Here is a 17,921-nt window from a genome sequence, read left to right as displayed (position 1 = left end):
CGCATTATATCGGCCCTGCGCGCGGGGTACAGCGTGTTTATACGATAGAAACGGTCAATTGAGGGGCTAACGCTGTCACTTGCGCGAAAACTCGACGAATGTCGCGATCACTTGCTCGATTTGCGAGCGATTGACGTCCATGTGCGTGACCATTCGCAGACGGGCGGCAGCGCTCAGTTTGATCCCGCGCTCGGCGGCAAATGCCTTGATCGCTTCGGCACGGTCGCCCATCTGCACGTAAACCATGTTGGTCTGCACCGGCTCGACGGTGAAACCGGCCTCGCGCAGGCCTTCAGCCAGGAACTGCGCGTTGGCATGGTCATCCGCCAGACGCTCGACGTTGTGATCCAGCGCATACAGCCCCGCCGCCGCCAGCAACCCGGCCTGACGCATGCCACCGCCGACCATTTTGCGCAGGCGCCGCGCCTTGCCGATCAACTCGGCCGAACCGCAAAGCACCGAACCGACCGGCGCGCCGAGGCCTTTGGACAGGCACACCGATACCGAATCGAAGTGCTGCGTGATCTCACGGGCATCAACCCCGAGCTTGACCGCCGCGTTGTAAAGCCGCGCGCCATCCAGATGCAGCTGGAGGCCATTGTCCCGAGTGAACTGACGCGCCCGGGCCAGATACTCCATCGGCAACACCTTGCCCTGCATGGTGTTTTCCAGTGCCAGCAGGCGGGTCCGGGCGAAGTGGAAGTCGTCAGGCTTGATCGCCGCTGCCACCTGATCCAGGTCCAGCGAACCATCGGCCTGCACTTCCAGCGGCTGCGGCTGGATCGAGCCGAGCACCGCTGCACCGCCGCCCTCGTACTTATAGGTGTGCGCCTGCTGACCGACGATGTATTCGTCGCCGCGCTCGCAGTGCGCCATCAATCCCAGCAGGTTGCTCATGGTGCCGGTCGGGACGAACAGCGCCGCAGCAAAACCCAGCCGTTTTGCCAGTTCGGTCTCCAGACGATTGACCGTCGGATCTTCGCCATACACGTCGTCGCCAGTGTCGGCTCGGGTCATCGCGTCGAGCATGGCGGGAGTCGGTTGGGTGACGGTGTCGCTGCGAAGATCGATAACGCTCATGAACCTGGCCTCTGGTCAGCAGGGGAAATCCCTTTTCGTAGAGGAATTACTGCGGGCATGGCGCGGATTAATCAACCCTTGCGCAAGGAAAAGTCGTTTCCACGCTTCGAAAAATCCGATGGCAATCATCACAAAGGCGCAATGCACTGTCTGGAAATCTGTGTTAAAAACGCTCCGCCGCCCGATAAAGGGCGGCGAAACGTTCTCAGGGCGGGGTGCAATTCCCCACCGGCGGTAATTGCGTGCAATGCGCATAGCCCGCGAGCGCTTGGTGACGGACGCGGCAAAAAACCGTGAACGGCGGCAAGGTCAGCAGACCCGGTGTGATTCCGGGGCCGACGGTCACAGTCCGGATGAAGAGAGAACGGGATTGACGCCAAAGGGCCGTCCGCCGTGTTCGCGCGAGCGTGCGCACCCTTGAATCCCTTTCGATTCATAACGCCCTGTTTTTCACACAAACAGGAGTCAGAACATGCAACCCACCGCTATCGACAGCAAAAGCAAACACCCTCACGGCGAGCGCGTCGCGTTCATCCAGGCCTGCTGGCACAAGGAAATCGTCGACCAGAGCCGTAAAGGTTTCCTCGCCGAAATGATCGCCCAGGGATATCAGGAGTCGGACATCGATTTCTTCGAAGTCGGCGGCGCCTTTGAAATGCCTCTGCACGCCAAGCTGCTGGCCAAGACTGGCCGCTATGCCGGTATCGTTGCCGCCGCCCTGGTGGTGGACGGCGGGATCTATCGTCACGAATTCGTCGCCCAGTCGGTCGTCAGCGGCCTGATGCAGGTTCAGCTGGAAACCGAAGTGCCGGTGTTCTCGGTATCGCTGACCCCGCACCACTTCCATGCCGGCGAAGAACACCAGAAGTTTTTCTTCGAGCATTTCGTGCACAAGGGTCAGGAAGCGGCGAAGACTTGCGCGGATACGCTGCAGAAAGTGCGTGCGTTGCGCCGCACCGAGCCGCGTGCTGTAGCGGTCTGATGCAATAACGATCTCCCCCGTGCGCTGCGCGGGGGAGATTCAGTGTCAGGCCAACTGCTCGTCTGTGGTCGGCACGATCAAAATGCCTGCCCGCAGGCCGTTCTTGACCTTGGGATTGGGGAAGATGATCCGCGCGCCCTGCTCTTCGATGATCCAGCGGGTATTGGCCAGGTCTTCGGCCAGCACATAACCCACATCCAGCTCCGAAAAGTTTTCGATGTCCGCCGGCAGGTTCAGGCGGAACGAGTCGCTGTGCTTGATGATTTCCCGAGCCACGCTGAACAGTTGCAGGCCGTCCAGGCCCTGCTCGGCCATCTCCGGCTCGGTGCCTTCGATGATCTGCTTCAGGCGGGTTTCCAGCAGCGATACATTGACCCCGGCGTTCTGCCCGAACGGCCGTGCCTTGCCCAGTTCCAGCGTGAAGGACTCGGCACCGAGCTTGTCGTAGGTGTAGGAGCTGAAGACGATCGACGGTTTGTTCTGCAACAGCACCGCTTCCATGCCGGCGGCGCGCAGGCGGGCCAGTTCCAGACGGGAATGCTGGCGACCTTCCTTCCACGGATACAGGGCGAACTGTTCGATCTTCGAACCACGAATCGCCGTGTGCAGGTCGTAGTGCAGGCGCTGCCGATCCGGCACGCTGAAGAAACTCGCAGCCAGGCGTTCCAGCTCGCAGGCGCGCAGGGCTTCGGAGCCGCTGCTTTGTTCGTGACGGCCGTTGAACAGCCGATTGACGTCCTGCTCGACGAAACGCTCGCCCTTGCGAATCGCTTCCGGGTTGCCGAACAGGAACAGAATGCGTGCGCGCGGCTTCAGATCGCCGCGAGCGATGTCGTGCAGCAACCGGTCGAGCAATTCGATCGGTGCCGTTTCGTTGCCGTGGATGCCTGCCGACAGGAGCAGGTCCAGGCCATTGTCGCGTGCTTCGGGTGGCCGGACTTCCAGCGCACCCTCGCTCAACCAGCGCATGCGCACGCCTTCGACAGTCAGTTGAGTCTTCTCCGCCGGTTCGCGGCCGGCGAGGGTCAGTTCAAGCAGTTTGCCGAGGGCGAGCATAGAGCGGTTTCCTTAGTGGTCGTGGTTGCAATCCGGGCCGTGCACGTGACCGTCATCGTCGCCGAGCTCAGCCGGTTCCATCTCCAGTTGCAGACTTACCAGATTAGTCGCCAATGGGCGCAACAGCAGGTTGGCGTACTCTTCGTCGCCTTCTTCGACGTCCACGCCGATCAGCAGCTGGCCGCGGCCGTCCTGCTGGATCCACAGCTCTTTGCCTTGCCACATGACCGCGACGCGGGTGCAGGACGTTTGCAGTTGCGTGCCGTCGGTGTCTTCAAGGATCAGCTGCAGGGAATCGCTCATGTTTTACGCTCTCTTGGGGAGATGGAACCGTGCGCCGCGACGAAGCGGCGCACCGGTCATCAATTGATCTGGAATGGATAAACCGCGCCCAGTTTAAGGATTTGCGTCAGTTCATCCAGTGCCGTCCGGCATTCAAGCAGCAATTGCGGATCCGCCAGATCGCTTTCACTCAGGCGGTCGCGATAGTGCTTTTCAACCCATGCGGTCAACGAACCGTACAACGGGGCGGTCATGATAACCCCCGGGTTGACGGCCGCCAGTTCGGTTTCGTTGAGCGCGACACGCAGACGCAGGCACGCCGGGCCACCGCCGTTCTGCATGCTTTGCTTGAGGTCGAAGACTTTCACTTCGCGGATCAGGCCGCCGGAGCTGGTCAGGCCTTGCAGGTAGTTCCACACGCGCTCGTTGCCACGGCACTCTTCCGGCACGATCAGCAGCATCGAACCGTCGGGACGCGACAGCAACTGGCTGTTGAACAGGTAGGAACGCACTGCATCATCCACGGTGACCGCCGAGCGTGGCACGCAGACCGACTGGAACTTGCCGCCGACCTTGGCCAGTTTGGCTTGCAGTTCTGCCAGCATGTTCTCGGTGTCGAGGAACGCGTCCTCGTGATAGAACAGCACCTCGCCGTTGCCCACTGCGATCACATCGTTGTGGAACACGCCCTGATCGATTACCGCCGGGTTCTGCTGCGCGTAGACCACGCCGTCATCACGCAGACCGTGCAAACGGGCGACTGCTTGCGATGCCTCAAGAGTCTGACGCGCCGGGTATTTCTGCGGCGCCGGGTAACGGGTGTCGAACGCACTGCGACCGAACACGAAGAACTCGACACCAGCCTCGCCGTACTCACGGCAGAAACGCGTGTGGTTGGCCGCGCCTTCGTCGCCGAACTGCGCCACTGCCGGCAGTGCGGCGTGGTGAGCGAAGTGCTGCTGGTCGGCGAACATCGCACCCAGTACGCGACTGGTGGTCGGGTGCTCGATGCTGCGGTGGTATTTGCAGTTGAGGTTGGCGGCGGTGAAATGCACGCGACCATCGGCGGTGTCAGCACTCGGGCTGACCGTGGCGGCGTTGGCCACCCACATGCTCGACGCCGAGCAACTGGCGACGAGTAGCGGCATCGCTTCTTTGGCGGCGCGCTCGATCACCTGAGCATCGGTGCCGCTGAAACCCAGACGGCGCAGAGCCGCCACGTCCGGACGTTCCTGGGGTGCGAGAACGCCCTGCTGAAAGCCCATTTCCATCAGCGCTTTCATTTTCGCCAGGCCTTGCAGCGCCGCTTCCTTCGGGTTCGAGGACTGCTGGCTGTTGCTCTGGGACGCAACGTTGCCGTAGGACAGACCACCGTAGTTATGGGTCGGCCCCACTAGACCGTCAAAATTGACTTCATAGGATTTCATCAGCGAGGCTCCACGAGAATCTGTTGTTATAGGCATCGAGTAACAATTCAATAAGACCGAGTCGCGGCCTTCGCGAGCAAGCTCGCTCCCACAGGGATCTCATCGCCCTTGTGGGAGCGAGCTTGCTCGCGAATGGGCATCACGCCATCTTCACGCCAGGCGTCAGGGCCGCCGGCAATACCAGGCTCGGGGTTTCCAGCGAGGCCACCGGGTACGCGCAGTAATCCGCCGCGTAGTAGGCGCTGGCGCGGTGGTTGCCCGAAGCGCCGACACCGCCGAACGGCGCGCTGCTCGCAGCACCCGTCAGTTGCTTGTTCCAGTTGACGATACCGGCGCGGCTTTCCAGCCAGAAATGCTGATAGCGTTCTTCGGAATCCGACAGCAGACCGGCGGCCAGACCAAATGCGGTGTCGTTGGCTTCGGCAATCGCCGCCGCGAAATCGGCGTAGCGGATCACTTGCAGCAACGGGCCGAACAATTCTTCGTCGGAGCGATCGGCAACCGCCGTCACATCAACGATGCCCGGGGTCAGCAACGCCGACCGGGCCTGTGGTTGAGTCATTGCCAGCAGCGAAACAGCGCCATTGGCCAACAGATGCGCCTGGGCATCCATCAACGCTTTCGCCGCGCCGAGGGAAACCACCGAGCCCATGAATGGCGCCGGCTGCTGATCGAACGCGCCGACCTCGATGGTCGAGCTGACTTCCACCAGACGCTTGAGCAGGCTGTCGCCCCACGCGCCTTCCGGCACCAGCAAACGACGGGCGCAAGTGCAACGCTGACCGGCGGAAATGAACGCCGACTGAATGATCGTGTACACCGCTGCGTCGAGATCGGCGACCTGATCGACCACCAGCGGGTTGTTGCCGCCCATTTCCAGCGCGAGGATCTTGTCCGGGCGACCCGCGAACTGCTGGTGCAGGTGATTGCCGGTACGGCTGGAACCGGTGAAGAACAGACCGTCGATGCCCGGATTCGCCGCCAGCGCAATCCCGGTTTCGCGGGCGCCTTGCAGCAGGTTCAGCACGCCGGCCGGCAGACCGGCTTCGATCCAGCACTTGACCGTCAGCTCGGCGACTTTCGGAGTCAGCTCGCTTGGCTTGAACAGCACACTGTTACCGGCCAGCAGCGCCGGCACGATGTGGCCGTTCGGCAAATGGCCGGGGAAGTTGTAAGGGCCGAACACCGCCACCACACCGTGGGGCTTGTGGCGCAACACGGCGGTGGCGTCGCCCAGCGGGCCGCTCTTCTCGCCGGTACGTTCGCGGTAGCTCTGCACCGAGATCGCGATCTTGTTGACCATGCTGGTGACTTCGGTCGCGGCTTCCCACAACGGTTTGCCGGTTTCTTCACCAATGGTGCGAGCCAGTTCGTCGGCGTGATTTTTCAGCGCGGCGGCGAACGCTTCGAGCACACTGATGCGGTCTTCGAGCGTGCGACGGGCCCAGCCCGGGAACGCCTGACGCGCAGCCTGCACGGCCGACTCCACCTGAGCGGCAGTGGCGCCCTCCCCCGACCACAGCACTTGCTGGGTCACCGGGTTCAGCGATTGAAAGGCCTCGCCCTGACCGGCCAGCCACTCACCTGCGATGTATAGCGAATTCATTATTTCGACTCCCGGGCAGCGGACAACGCCACGGCGCGAACCTGATCGCCAGCGTTGAGTTGAAGACGTTTGGCGGTCAGCGGATCGACCACCAGCGTACCGGCGGCCAGACGGGCCGGCGCAGCCGTGATGCGGCAGTCTTCGCGTTTGCGGTTATGGATGATGAACGGCGTGGCGTCGTCGCCCGGCGTGCCGATGGCCAGCACCAGCGCCTCGCTGTCACGCACCGCGCGGATCTTGCTGGTCTCGCATTCGATGGCCGGGCCGGCATCGAAGATGTCGACGTAACCCTGATAGCTGAAGCCTTCGCTCTTGAGCATCGCCAGCGCCGGCTCGGTGTCCGGGTGCACCTGGCCGATGACGTTGCGCGCGTCCGGCGACAGGAAGCAGGTGTACAGCGGAAATTTCGGCATCAGTTCGGCGATGAACGCCTTGTTGCCGACGCCGGTCAGGTAATCGGCCTGGCTGAATTCCATCTTGAAGAAATGACGGCCCAGGCTTTCCCAGAACGGCGAACGGCCGGCTTCATCGGAGACACCGCGCATCTCGGCAATGATCTTGTTGCCGAACAACTCAGGGAACTCGGCGATGAACAGCATCCGCGCCTTGGACAGCATGCGACCGTTAAGGCCCGTGCGGTAATCGGCGTGCAAGAACAGCGAGCACAGCTCGGAGTTGCCGGTCAGGTCGTTGGCCAGGAACAGCGTCGGGATCTCGCGATAGATGTTCAGTTCCTGCGAGGCGCTGACGGTCAGGCCGACGCGGAAGTTGTACCACGGCTCACGCAGACCGACGGCGCCGGCGATGGCGGAAATCCCCACCACGCGTCCGTTGTCGTCTTCGAGCACGAACAGGTAGTCCGCGTCGCCACGGCCGGCTTCACCGCGAAAGGTCTTCTCGGCCCAGCCGACCCGGTGGGTCAGGCGCTCTTCGTTGGCCGGCAAAGTGGTCAGGCCGGTGCCGGTGCTGCGGGCCAGGTCGATCAGAGCAGACAAATCGCTGCTGCGTACGGGACGAACAATCATGCTATCTCCTCAAACGGGCCGCCGTGGCCACCCGTGAAACTCGCTAAGGCGTTAAACCGCCACCAAGCGCACGCTGGCACCTTCACCGACGCCCAGGGCTTCGGCCGCTTCCAGATCCAGGGTCACCGGTTTGCCCGGTGCGTAATCCAGTTCCAGCAATACCGCGCGGTAATCCTGCAGCTGGGCATTGGCCACCAGATACTGGCGCCCGGCACCTTTGACCGGCTCGCCGATCTTCACCGGCACCACACGGCTCTGGGCGATCGAACGGATCCCCGAGACACGCGCATGCAGGGTCGGGCCGCCGTCGAAAATGTCGATGTAGTGATCGGTCTCGAAGCCTTCGCGCATCAGGATGTCGAAGGTGATCTGCGCACGCGGGTGCACCTGGCCCATCGCTTCCTGAGCGGAATCCGGCAGCAGCGGCACGTAGATCGGGTAATGCGGCATCAGTTCGGCGAGGAACGTGCGGCTTTTCAGGCCACACAGACGCTCGGCCTCGGCGTAGTTCAGGTCGAAGAAGTTGCGACCGATGGCGTCCCAGAATGGCGAGTCGCCGTTCTCGTCGCTGTAACCGACGATCTCGGTCACCACCGAATCGGCAAAACGCTCCGGGTGGCTGGCCACGAACAGCAGACGGCCACGGGAGTTGAGTTCGGCCCAAGGCGAACCCACCAGCTCGCGCTGCACGTAGAAACTGGTCAGCAAGCTGTTGCCGGTCAGGTCATGGCATTGCGAGAGCACGTGAATCTTGTTGTGGATCTTCAGCTCGCGGGAAGCGTGCACGAAGGTCTCGTTGCGAAAGCTGTAGAACGGCTCGGAATAACCGGCCGACGCGACGATCGCCGAGCAGCCCACCAGTTTGCCGGTGGCGGTGTCTTCGAGGACGAAGAAGTAACTTTCTTCACCGTTGAAGCTCACTTCGGCGGCAAACGAGGCTTCGCTCGCGGCGATCTTGTCGCTCAGCCGTTCAACGTCATCCGGCAAGGAAGTGACACCAATCGGGCTGTCCGCAGCCAGACGCTGTACCTCGCCCAGATCAGCCATTTGCGCGGGGCGCATCACCAGCATGGTGTCACTCCTTTCTCTACTTCAGGTCGGCGAAAGCGCCGACTCGGGAAAAAAATGCCGGGCAGGCCCGGCACAGGAAATTTGTCCCGGCGCCTGTCGATGACGACAGGTGCCGGGCGGTCTTGCATGAATCAGGCTTGGGTCAGTTTCGCTGCGGCACGTTCGAAGCGATCCAGACCGGCGTCGATATCTGCGTCTTCAACCACCAGACTCGGGGCGAAACGGATCACGTCCGGGCCGGCCTGCAGAATCATCAGGCCTTCTTTTTCAGCGGCGTTGAAGATGTCCTTGGCCTTGCCTTTCCAGGCATCGCTCAGCACGCAACCGATCAGCAGACCGAGACCACGCACCTGGGTGAACAGGCCGTACTTCTCGCCGATCTGTTGCAGGCGGGTCTTGAACTTGTCGTGCTTGGCGTTGACGCCGTTCAGCACCTCAGGGGTGTTGATCACGTCGATCACCGCTTCGGCCACCGCGCACGCCAGCGGGTTGCCGCCGTACGTGGTGCCGTGCGTGCCGACGACCAGGTGCTTGGCCAGCGCTTCGGTGGTCAGCATCGCAGCGATCGGGAAACCGCCGCCCAGGCTCTTGGCGCTGGTCAGGATGTCCGGAACCACGCCGAAATGCTGGTAGGCGAACAGGTTGCCGGTACGGCCCATGCCGGTCTGCACTTCGTCGAACACCAGCAGCGCGTTGTTCGCGTCGCACAGTTCACGGGCGCCTTGCAGGTAAGCCAGCTCGGCTGGCAGCACACCGCCTTCGCCCTGGATCGGTTCCAGAACGACCGCGCAGGTCTTGTCCGAAACAGCGGCTTTCAGGGCCGCCAGGTCGTTGTACGGCACGTGGGTGATGCCGGTGATTTTCGGGCCGAAACCGTCGGAATACTTCGACTGGCCGCCGACGTTCACGGTGAACAGGGTACGACCGTGGAAGCTGTTGAGCGCGGCGATGATTTCGTACTTCTCGGTGCCGAAACGGTCGAACGCGACGCGACGGGCCAGCTTGAAGGCGGCCTCGTTGGCTTCGGCGCCGGAGTTGCAGAAGAACACGCGCTCGGCAAAGGTGGCGTCGATCAGCTTGTGCGCCAGGCGCAGGGCCGGCTCGTTGGTGAACACGTTGGACACGTGCCACAGCTTGTTCGCCTGCTCGGTCAAGGCACCGACCAGCGCCGGATGCGCGTGGCCCAATACGTTGACGGCGATGCCGCCGGCAAAGTCGATCAGCTCGCGGCCGGCCTGATCCCAGACGCGGGAACCGGCGCCACGCACCGGAATGAAAGCGGCAGGCGCGTAGTTGGGAACCATAACCTGGTCGAAATCGGCGCGTTGTACCGCAGCGTGCTCAACGGACATCGGAGTCTCCTGATGAGGGCCACCCGCCTGAAACTGGCGAGCGATGGGGGGATTGTAAGGACAGTTTTGTGCCCGGCCTTGTCGCCAAGCGACAACTTCTTATAGCGCAAACCCCGGATTTTCCCGGGTTTACGGCAATGCGACATATAGCGTCGCAAAGGCGCAGTTTAAACTGCCGCCGGCCTTTGCAGCAGGCCTGCGAGCATATCAATTGTTCACGCGTCGTCTGTCATATCCATGTACCACCGGCCGAGAGCTGCATCTTGTTCTGCTTGAGCTCTTTATCGACGCTCAAGGACACCAGCAATGCTCTCTTCAACCGGACAGTCATCCAGCATCCCCCCAACACCGGGGGCGACTGCGCTTAACCACGCCTCCCACTATGAACCACTGGCCAAAGCGATCCCGAAGTGGCTGGGCAATGCCTCCCACGACCGGCGCGCCGCACTGAAAAACAATCGATGCGGTCTCGACGAATCGCTCAAGTCAGCCCCTCGGGAGCAGCACGATGCACTCAGGCATGCCATTGACCGGCACTTGACCGCGCAAAATGCCGTCGACCAGATATTCGATCCCCTGCTGAACGCCAGCGACTTCGCCGAACCGATCCTGAGCGAGGCGCTGAAAACGCGCTACGGTCTGGAGGTGAATGTCAGGGAAACCTTCCTGCAGCTGTACATCCCGGTGACGGCCGTCGGTATCAACACTGGCAATCGGGTATGGACCGTGTCCTTGCTGGACGCAGCACTGCATAACTTCGAAGCCGGAGAAACCAAGGCAGACGCACACTCCAGCGGCTCATCGTTCATTACCCGGCCCACTTCGGCAGGTCACTTCACAACCCTGGCCACGCTCAATTCGACACTCGGCATCCCGGCGTTCACCCGCCTGTGCCGAGAGCTGGATATCGGCGCCCGCTACAAAACCTACCTGGAGGGATATCTGGCGCTGGGTGAACCGGTTGCTGCGGCGGTACTGCGGCACAAGGTCAACAAAGCGCAGAAAACCTCGTTGCGCGTGGCGCTGAAAATGGCCCTGATGAAGGGCGACATCGACGAAGCCAGCCTGAACTCGATAGAAGCTCTGCTCGATGGCACCACTACCGTGCAGATGAACGGCCAGCCACTGGCCTGTCACGACCTGACAATGATGTCGGTCGACCTGACCGGGATCGTGGTGTTTGCTCCGGATCTGCAACGCGCAAACTCCGCAGTGACCGTGGTGGCCTACATTCCGGACGATCCCGAACACCCGATCAAGCAGTACCCGTCCACCGCGGAGTTCACCAAAGAACTGACCCGGCAATTGCGTGAAACCGGCTATCAGCAATTCTTCAGCCGCTTCATCGCACACGAGCATCGCGGGCCGTTTTTCGGCCAGCTCAAACAACGCCTCAGCGAAGTGAAATGGCATCCTCATCAAAAGGGCAGTCAGTTGCCGGCCTGGCGCGAGACCCCCGTCGAAAAACCGGACCTGCAATTGAGGGCCGCGCCCATTGCAGGTGCTGTCTGGGAGCATCTTTATCAGGGCAAGTTGAACAAGATCCTCAACGATGCCGCGGTGATTGCAGTCTCCACTGCCATGGCCGACCGCAATGCCCGCTGGGCCCGCTGGGACGCCTTCGTCAATATCGCAGCATCGATCGTCAGCATCGCCTCATTCGTATTCATGCCCTTCGTGCCTTTTCTCGGCGAGCTGATGATGGCGTACATCGCCTACCAACTGCTCGACGAAATCTTCGAGTCGGTGATCGACTGGACCGAAGGACAGACCACCGAGGCCGCCGAGCATGTGTTCGCAGCCCTGGAGTCACTGATCCAGCTGGGCACTTTCGGCATTGGAACCGGCATTGCCGTGAGCGAACTGCCCAAAGTATTGCCGGCCAACGTGGTGAACTTCATCGACCGGTTCCAGCCGGTCAAGTTGCGCAATGGCAAAACCCTGTACTGGAAGCCGGACCTCAAGCCCTACGCCCGCGACCCGGCATTGGCGCCAGGTTCCCGTGCCGATGCAAAGGGCATGCATCTGCATGAAGGCAAAAGACTTGTCCCCATCGACGACAGCTTTTACGCCGTCAACGATCACGAACATCCCGGCAAGCTGCAGATCGAACACCCGTCCCGGACAGACGCCTATCAGCCGATCGTGCGACATAACGGCGAAGGCGCCTTTTACACCGAGCTGGAAAATCCGTTGCAGTGGGACAGTGCCACGGCATTGCGCCGCCTCGGCCCGTCCATGGAACGTTTCACTCCCGCCACGCGTGAACGCATTCTGCGAATCAGCGGTTTCAGCGAAGACGGGTTACGCAAAATGCATTTGAATCAGGAACGCGTGCCCCCTCTGCTGGCAGACACCATCGCGCGCTTCACGATCGATCAGGATTTGCAGACGTTCATCGAACAGATGAGCAGCGACGACTCGGCAACCTGTCGAATGGCTGATCCGCTGCTTCAGCTCCAGTTACTCGACAGTCAGGGAGTGTGGCCGGACAACAAGCGGTTGCGCCTTATCAATGCCCGGGATGAAACGGCCTGGCTGTCGTCCAGGGATGCGCAGCTTGCGCTGACAGACATCCATGAAAATCACCTGATCGACGGCGACCTGCTGAAGACCCTGTTGCAAACCCTCGACGAATCCGAAATCAACGCCTTGCTGGACGAGGACTTCGGACAGCAACTCGCCATTGATGCCCGCACTCGCCAACTCAGGGCCCGACTGACGCAGATGGCCAGAGAGCAACGCACCACCCTGTTCGAACAACGCTACCAGTCGCTCCAGCATCGCGATGCCCCCCTGGTGAAACAACTGGCCCGGCACTTACCGCAACTGCCCGTCAGACTCACTGAAGAACTCATCCACACCGCCACCGGCGACGAACTGCTGCAATTGGGCAAAGGAAGATTTCCCGATCGTCAGGAGCAACTTTCCGAGACCGCCCGACATGAGCTGCGCATTACCCGCGCCTACGAGGGGCTGGAAATCGATTCCGTGCACAACCCGGATTCCGAGACCCTGGCCTTGCACAGCCTGCCACTGTTACCGGGCTGGTCAGACGCCGTAAACCTCGAAGTCCGCGACCGCACTTTCGCAGGTGGCAGTCTCGACATGACCGGCCCTGTCAACGCCACGATCGAGAAAGTCCTGGTGCGGCGGTCTGACGGAAGCTGGCAGCCGTTTGACCAGACCGGACAGGAGTTGCACGGCCCGACGGACTTTTACACCTGCGTGCTGCAAGCGTTACCGGATGCCCAGCGCGAGGCCCTGAACCTGCAGATCGGCGAAGGACAAAAGCTCCGGCAAATGATCCGCGATACCCCCCTGCCACGCGACAACCTGCGACTCACACTGGAGACTGACCCACCACCCGCCGGCCTCGACACATTGCGCTTGCTGGGCACCGACGGATACCCACGTAATCAACCGCCAAAAAACTCACTGCCCACGCTCGAAACCCGAGTACGCGACCTTTTTCCCGGAATCACGCGAGACGGCTTGCAGGCAATGCTGCTACATCTGCAAAGCCATCTGGAGAATCCGATTGCGGAGCTGTCGCGCCTGCGCCTGGAATACGCACGCCTGGAAAGCGACCTGAATCAATGGCGACTGAAGGACGTGCTGGTCAATCCCGCCACAAGACAGCCTCTGTCCCAAGACCAGCGAGTAGCAGCCTCGCGCGATCGCCAGATGTTCGCTCAAAAATTGCTCAGTTGCTGGCGCCGGGAAAACCCGGAATCTTTTGGTTTTCGCATGCGTTTTATCGAACCGCTGTTGGGCGACCTGCCCGAGCTGTCAGCTGATTTCAGTCATGTTTCCGCCCTGGAACTGAGCGGCAACGGAACATCGGCGGGCATCGGAAACTTTATCAGCCGCTTTCCTCGACTGGCCCGCCTGGACCTGCAGAACTTCGACTTGCAGAACCTGCCGCCATCCATCACCGACCAGCCCCTGCTGCGCCAGTTACGACTGCGCAAATGCGCAATCACCCTGACCCCGGACAATCAGACACGACTGTCCACCCTCAATCTGCTCGTCGAGCTGGATCTCAAGGACAACCCGCTGGGCACCCGTCTTGACGTGACGGCCATGTCTTCACTGACCTATCTCCACCTCTCCCGTACGGGTTTAACCGAAGTGCCAACCGGTTTGATCGGTCTTCCGCGCATCAGAAGTGCCTGGCTGGCCGACAACCGGATTACCACCCTGCCCGACGCGTTGTTCGAGTCCTCCCCCGCTGTCGCCGCCGGGTATGACTTCTCCGGCAATCCACTTTCCGCCGCATCAAGAGAGCAAGTGAAACGCTACGTCAACCGCACCGGCTTCAATTTCGGCGTGCGCGCCGAGCAGGCCGATATCGCCCGCACCCGGGCGCTGTTTCCGGATATCGATGACAGCCAGGCCAGCAGCCTGATCTACAGCCTGCCCGGCTCGCTGATTCAGGGTCGCTTGCAACTGACTGCCTGGGAAACGGAGCTGGACACGCTGAACGCCGACCTTACCTCATGGACCCGAGACGTTCCTGATCGCGACCCGGTCAGCGGCGCCACGCTGGAGGTCAATGAACGTTTTACCGAACTGGAAGCGCGCGAGACGTTCGCCGGCAATCTGTTGCGCCTGTGGCAGCAACGCTCAGGCACCCCTCCATACGTCAGAGCCGATGTCTTCACGGCCCAGGCTACCTTCAGGGGGGACTTGCCGGTGCTGAACGCCGATTTCAACCATATCACCCGGCTGACTCTCAACGGCAACAAGGGCATCAGCGGCAACGCGGCGTTTCTGAAAAGCTTCCCCCGACTCAAACGACTGATGCTGCGCAATGGCGAGCTGGGTCAGTTGCATCCGGTACTCAATGGCCTGCCGATGATGGAGACCCTGGTACTGGACAACTACGGCGTGACGCTCACTTCCGAGTCGCTGACCGCGCTGGCCGCCATGCCCAGGCTCGAATCCCTGGAACTGCCCGGCAACCCGCTGGGGCTGGTACCCGACCTGCAAACGCTGAACTCGCTGACCTATCTCGATCTTTCGCGTACCGGCCTGCTGGAAGTACCGTCCGGCCTGATCGACCACCCCACGCTCAAGACCGCGATTCTCAGCGATAACCTGATCACCGATCTGCCGGAAGGTTTGTTCGGGGTGACGGCGAAGGTCTCCGACGGGTATGACCTGTCCGGCAACCCGTTGAGCGCAGCAACCCGCGAACGCATCAAGCACTACCAGCGTGAAACCGGCCAGGATTTCGCGGTACTCGCCGACCCGGCGGATATCGTCGCCACCCAACAACTGTTTTCTGATCTGGACGATCAAGATGCCAGCGACGTGTTCTACAGCTTGCCGGGGTCGATCGAGGACGGCCGAAGCCAACTGCGGCGCTGGGAAGCGGAAATCCGCAAAATGAAAACCGAACTGCTGCAGTGGGAGACGGCAGCGCCGAATACTCATCCAGTCACGGGGCAGACGCTCACGCCACGGCAAATGTCGGCGATGATGGTCAACCGGCGTACTTTCATCCAGCGTATCGAAGAAATATGGCGCTTCCGCTCTGCCGAAAAACCCACAAAGCGAGGCAATGTGTTGATCACCGATCTGCCCTTCATCGGTGATTTGCCCACACTGTCGGCAGACTTCAGCCATATCGCCGAGCTGACCCTCGACGGCAACCCGAGCCTGGGCAACGTCGACGCTTTCCTCTCGAGCTTTACCGGCCTGCACCACCTGGAAATGCATGATTTCAATCTGGAGCAACTGCCGCTGGCCTGCGAACGCATGCCTTCACTCAAACGCCTGGTGCTGGAGTTCTGCGAACTGACCTTCACTGCGCAATCCCAGACGCGCCTTTCATCAATGACCCGATTGCAATTCCTCAACCTCAGCCATAACCCTCTGGGTGCCACACCGCAGCTGTCCGCATTGCCGGCACTGACCCACGTACGCTTGATCGACACCGGAATCACCCATCTGCCGGAGGGACTGGTCGAACACCCGAAGCTGAACAAGGCCAACTTCAATCACAACCGGATCAGCGAACTGCCCGACAGTCTGTACGAACTCCCCGCACTTTCCCCCAAGCAATTCTCTCTGGGCGAAAACCCTCTGACCCCGGCCACTCGCGAACGGATCAAGGCCAGCTACCAGCGCAACAGGCAGAACTTTGATGTATGGATGCCACCGGGCGATATCGACCGTGTACGCGCACTGTTTCCGGCGCTGGATGCAAACCAGGCCAATCAGTTGCTTTATGGGTTGCCGGGAACAATCGATGAAGGACGCGCACGGATCGGCCATTGGGAAGCGGAATGGCAGCAGATGAATGCGACTCTCGATCAATGGGTCATAGACATTCCCGAGCAACATCCATCCACCGGCACCCGTCTCACCGATCAGGAAAAAACCGTTGAGCGCTCCGGTCGCGATCAGTATCGCCGTGACCTGCAAGCGTTCTGGCGCGAACGCTCGGCAATCCGGCCCGAAGTTCGCTCGGACAGCCTGATACTCAACCTCCCCTTTATCGGTGAACTGCCCCCACTGAACGCGGACTTCAGCCATGTCGCAACACTGTCGATGACCGGCACTGCCCAACTGCGGGTCGGCAATAATTTCTTCAGCACATTTACAGGACTGAAAACCCTGGAGTTGCGCGACCTCGGATTGCGACAAATACCGGATTCACTCAGGAGAATGTCTGCCCTGAAAAGCCTGGTACTGAGTAACTGTGCAGTGAAACTGGATGCCGAAGGTCGTGCCGTTCTGGCCACACTCACGCACCTGAAAAGGCTCGACCTTTACAATAATCCGCTGGATCTGGCGCCGGACATCGGTGCCCTGCCGAATCTGGATTTTCTGGATATGACCAGCACCGGAATGGACGAAGTGCCCACCGGAATAATCCATCATCCGAAACTGGACATCGTCCTCCTCGGCAAGAATCGCATCCGAGAAATCCCTGACGAAATCTTCAACTTGCCCGCCGAGTCCGGCAACGGCTACGACTTCAGCGATAACCCCCTGACCCCGGCGACTCGCGAGCGGGTCAAAGACTACTTCCGGCGCACCGGCGGTGACCTTGGCGTACTGGCCGAAGGGGAGGACCGTGCGCGGGTACAGACGCTGTATCCAGCGCTGAGCGATGAAGAGGCCAGCACGTTTATCTATCGCCTGGGCGGTACGCTGGTCGACGGTCGAATCGAAGTGGCGCGCCGGGAAAACGCGCTGGCCGACCTGAGACGTAGCCTCGCGCAGTGGACAGGAGCGATTCCACCCGACCCGCTCACAGGCGAAGCCCTGCCTGAAGACGCGCGATTGCGCGAAGAACAGCTGCGTGCGAACTTCGCTGACGCACTGCTGACCTGCTGGCGCAAGGCTCCGACTGAAGACTCAAACGTCCAGGACTTCGAATTCAGCTACAAGGTGCGCTTCACAGGTGAGCTGCCCAGACTGAATGCCCGGTTTCTCCATGTATCTGATCTGTTTCTGACCGGCGACAGCTCTTCGACAAGGCTCGGGGACTTCCTGGAAGCATTTCCCCGCCTGGAAAACCTGGACATTCGCCAACTCAATCTGGGCGATATTCCCGAAGCCGTCTTCACCCTGAATCGCCTGACAGCCCTGAGCCTGTCGAATTGCGAGATCAGCCTGACGCCCAAGTCCGTGGCGTCACTGGCAGGCATGGACAAACTGGAAGTACTCAACCTGAACAGCAACCCTCTTGGCAGAACTCCCGATCTGAGCAATCTGCAGCATCTGGTCGAGCTGGACTTGGGCGATACCGGGATTACCGAGATACCGAACGGAGTACTGGAAAACCATTACTGGAGCGAGGTCGACCTGTCGGACAATGCCATCACCGAGATTTCGGAAGCGCTGATGGATGTGCCCGCGACTATCGGCGACCGCTACGACCTACACAACAATCCTTTGTCGCAACGGAGCCTGGTACGCGTTCGCGCCTATTACCACGCAACGGGCAACGACCTGAATGTACAAGGCATCGATGGCACGCCCCGACCACCACAAATGGACGTTGAAGACTGACCGACCCGC

The 17,921-nt window shown here is 61.0% G+C and carries 10 protein-coding genes and 1 riboswitch; of the genes, 2 read left to right on the top strand and 8 right to left on the bottom strand.

What is annotated here, in order from left to right; genetic code table 11:
• Positions 1-75 precede the first annotated feature (75 nt).
• Positions 76-1,080, bottom strand: coding sequence for a low-specificity L-threonine aldolase (gene ltaE / locus ACKLNA_RS13345; RefSeq protein WP_248739128.1), 1,005 nt, complete (start codon positions 1,078-1,080; stop codon positions 76-78).
• A gap of 197 nt (positions 1,081-1,277) precedes the next feature.
• Positions 1,278-1,450: riboswitch (FMN riboswitch) on the top strand.
• A gap of 102 nt (positions 1,451-1,552) precedes the next feature.
• Here ltaE and ACKLNA_RS13340 point away from each other — a divergent pair.
• A complete protein-coding gene (locus tag ACKLNA_RS13340; protein ID WP_039772077.1) occupies positions 1,553-2,062 on the top strand; it encodes a 6,7-dimethyl-8-ribityllumazine synthase in 510 nt (169 codons plus the stop codon).
• Between the two features lie 45 nt (positions 2,063-2,107).
• Here ACKLNA_RS13340 and astE read toward each other — a convergent pair whose 3' ends face one another.
• The 7 genes from astE to ACKLNA_RS13305 all read right to left on the bottom strand — a co-directional run bounded on the left by astE (position 2,108) and on the right by ACKLNA_RS13305 (position 9,881).
• Positions 2,108-3,118: a succinylglutamate desuccinylase gene (astE, locus tag ACKLNA_RS13335; protein ID WP_408986113.1), complete on the bottom strand. Its 1,011-nt coding sequence runs from the start codon at positions 3,116-3,118 to the stop codon at positions 2,108-2,110.
• 12 nt (positions 3,119-3,130) lie between these two features.
• Positions 3,131-3,421: a topoisomerase II gene (locus tag ACKLNA_RS13330; RefSeq protein WP_408986112.1), complete on the bottom strand. Its 291-nt coding sequence runs from the start codon at positions 3,419-3,421 to the stop codon at positions 3,131-3,133.
• Positions 3,422-3,480: 59 nt separating this feature from the next.
• Positions 3,481-4,827 carry an N-succinylarginine dihydrolase gene (gene astB, locus ACKLNA_RS13325; protein WP_248742489.1) on the bottom strand — a complete coding sequence of 449 codons (1,347 nt, stop codon included), beginning with the start codon at positions 4,825-4,827 and terminating at the stop codon, positions 3,481-3,483.
• Between the two features lie 139 nt (positions 4,828-4,966).
• Positions 4,967-6,436: a succinylglutamate-semialdehyde dehydrogenase gene (gene astD / locus ACKLNA_RS13320; protein ID WP_408986129.1), complete on the bottom strand. Its 1,470-nt coding sequence runs from the start codon at positions 6,434-6,436 to the stop codon at positions 4,967-4,969.
• Positions 6,433-7,458 (bottom strand): arginine N-succinyltransferase, encoded by a 1,026-nt coding sequence (gene astA, locus ACKLNA_RS13315; RefSeq protein WP_027612638.1) that lies wholly within the window; start codon positions 7,456-7,458, stop codon positions 6,433-6,435. Before astA ends, astD begins: the two co-directional genes overlap by 4 nt.
• 51 nt (positions 7,459-7,509) lie before the next feature.
• Positions 7,510-8,529 carry an arginine/ornithine succinyltransferase subunit alpha gene (aruF, locus tag ACKLNA_RS13310; RefSeq protein WP_025112905.1) on the bottom strand — a complete coding sequence of 340 codons (1,020 nt, stop codon included), beginning with the start codon at positions 8,527-8,529 and terminating at the stop codon, positions 7,510-7,512.
• A gap of 131 nt (positions 8,530-8,660) precedes the next feature.
• A complete protein-coding gene (locus ACKLNA_RS13305; protein WP_085709721.1) occupies positions 8,661-9,881 on the bottom strand; it encodes an aspartate aminotransferase family protein in 1,221 nt (406 codons plus the stop codon).
• 306 nt (positions 9,882-10,187) lie between these two features.
• On the opposite strand from ACKLNA_RS13305, the gene ACKLNA_RS13300 reads away from it, so the two are divergent.
• Positions 10,188-17,912, top strand: a complete 7,725-nt coding sequence (locus ACKLNA_RS13300) for a dermonecrotic toxin domain-containing protein (protein WP_408986111.1) — start codon at positions 10,188-10,190, stop codon at positions 17,910-17,912.
• Positions 17,913-17,921: the final 9 nt, after the last annotated feature.

Origin of the sequence: Pseudomonas sp. UV AK001 (assembly GCF_046097675.1) — a bacterium.
GTDB lineage: Bacteria > Pseudomonadota > Gammaproteobacteria > Pseudomonadales > Pseudomonadaceae > Aquipseudomonas > Aquipseudomonas kribbensis.
The sequence above is the reverse complement of the archived record's forward strand: the minus strand, read 5'-3'. Positions and strand labels throughout refer to the sequence as shown.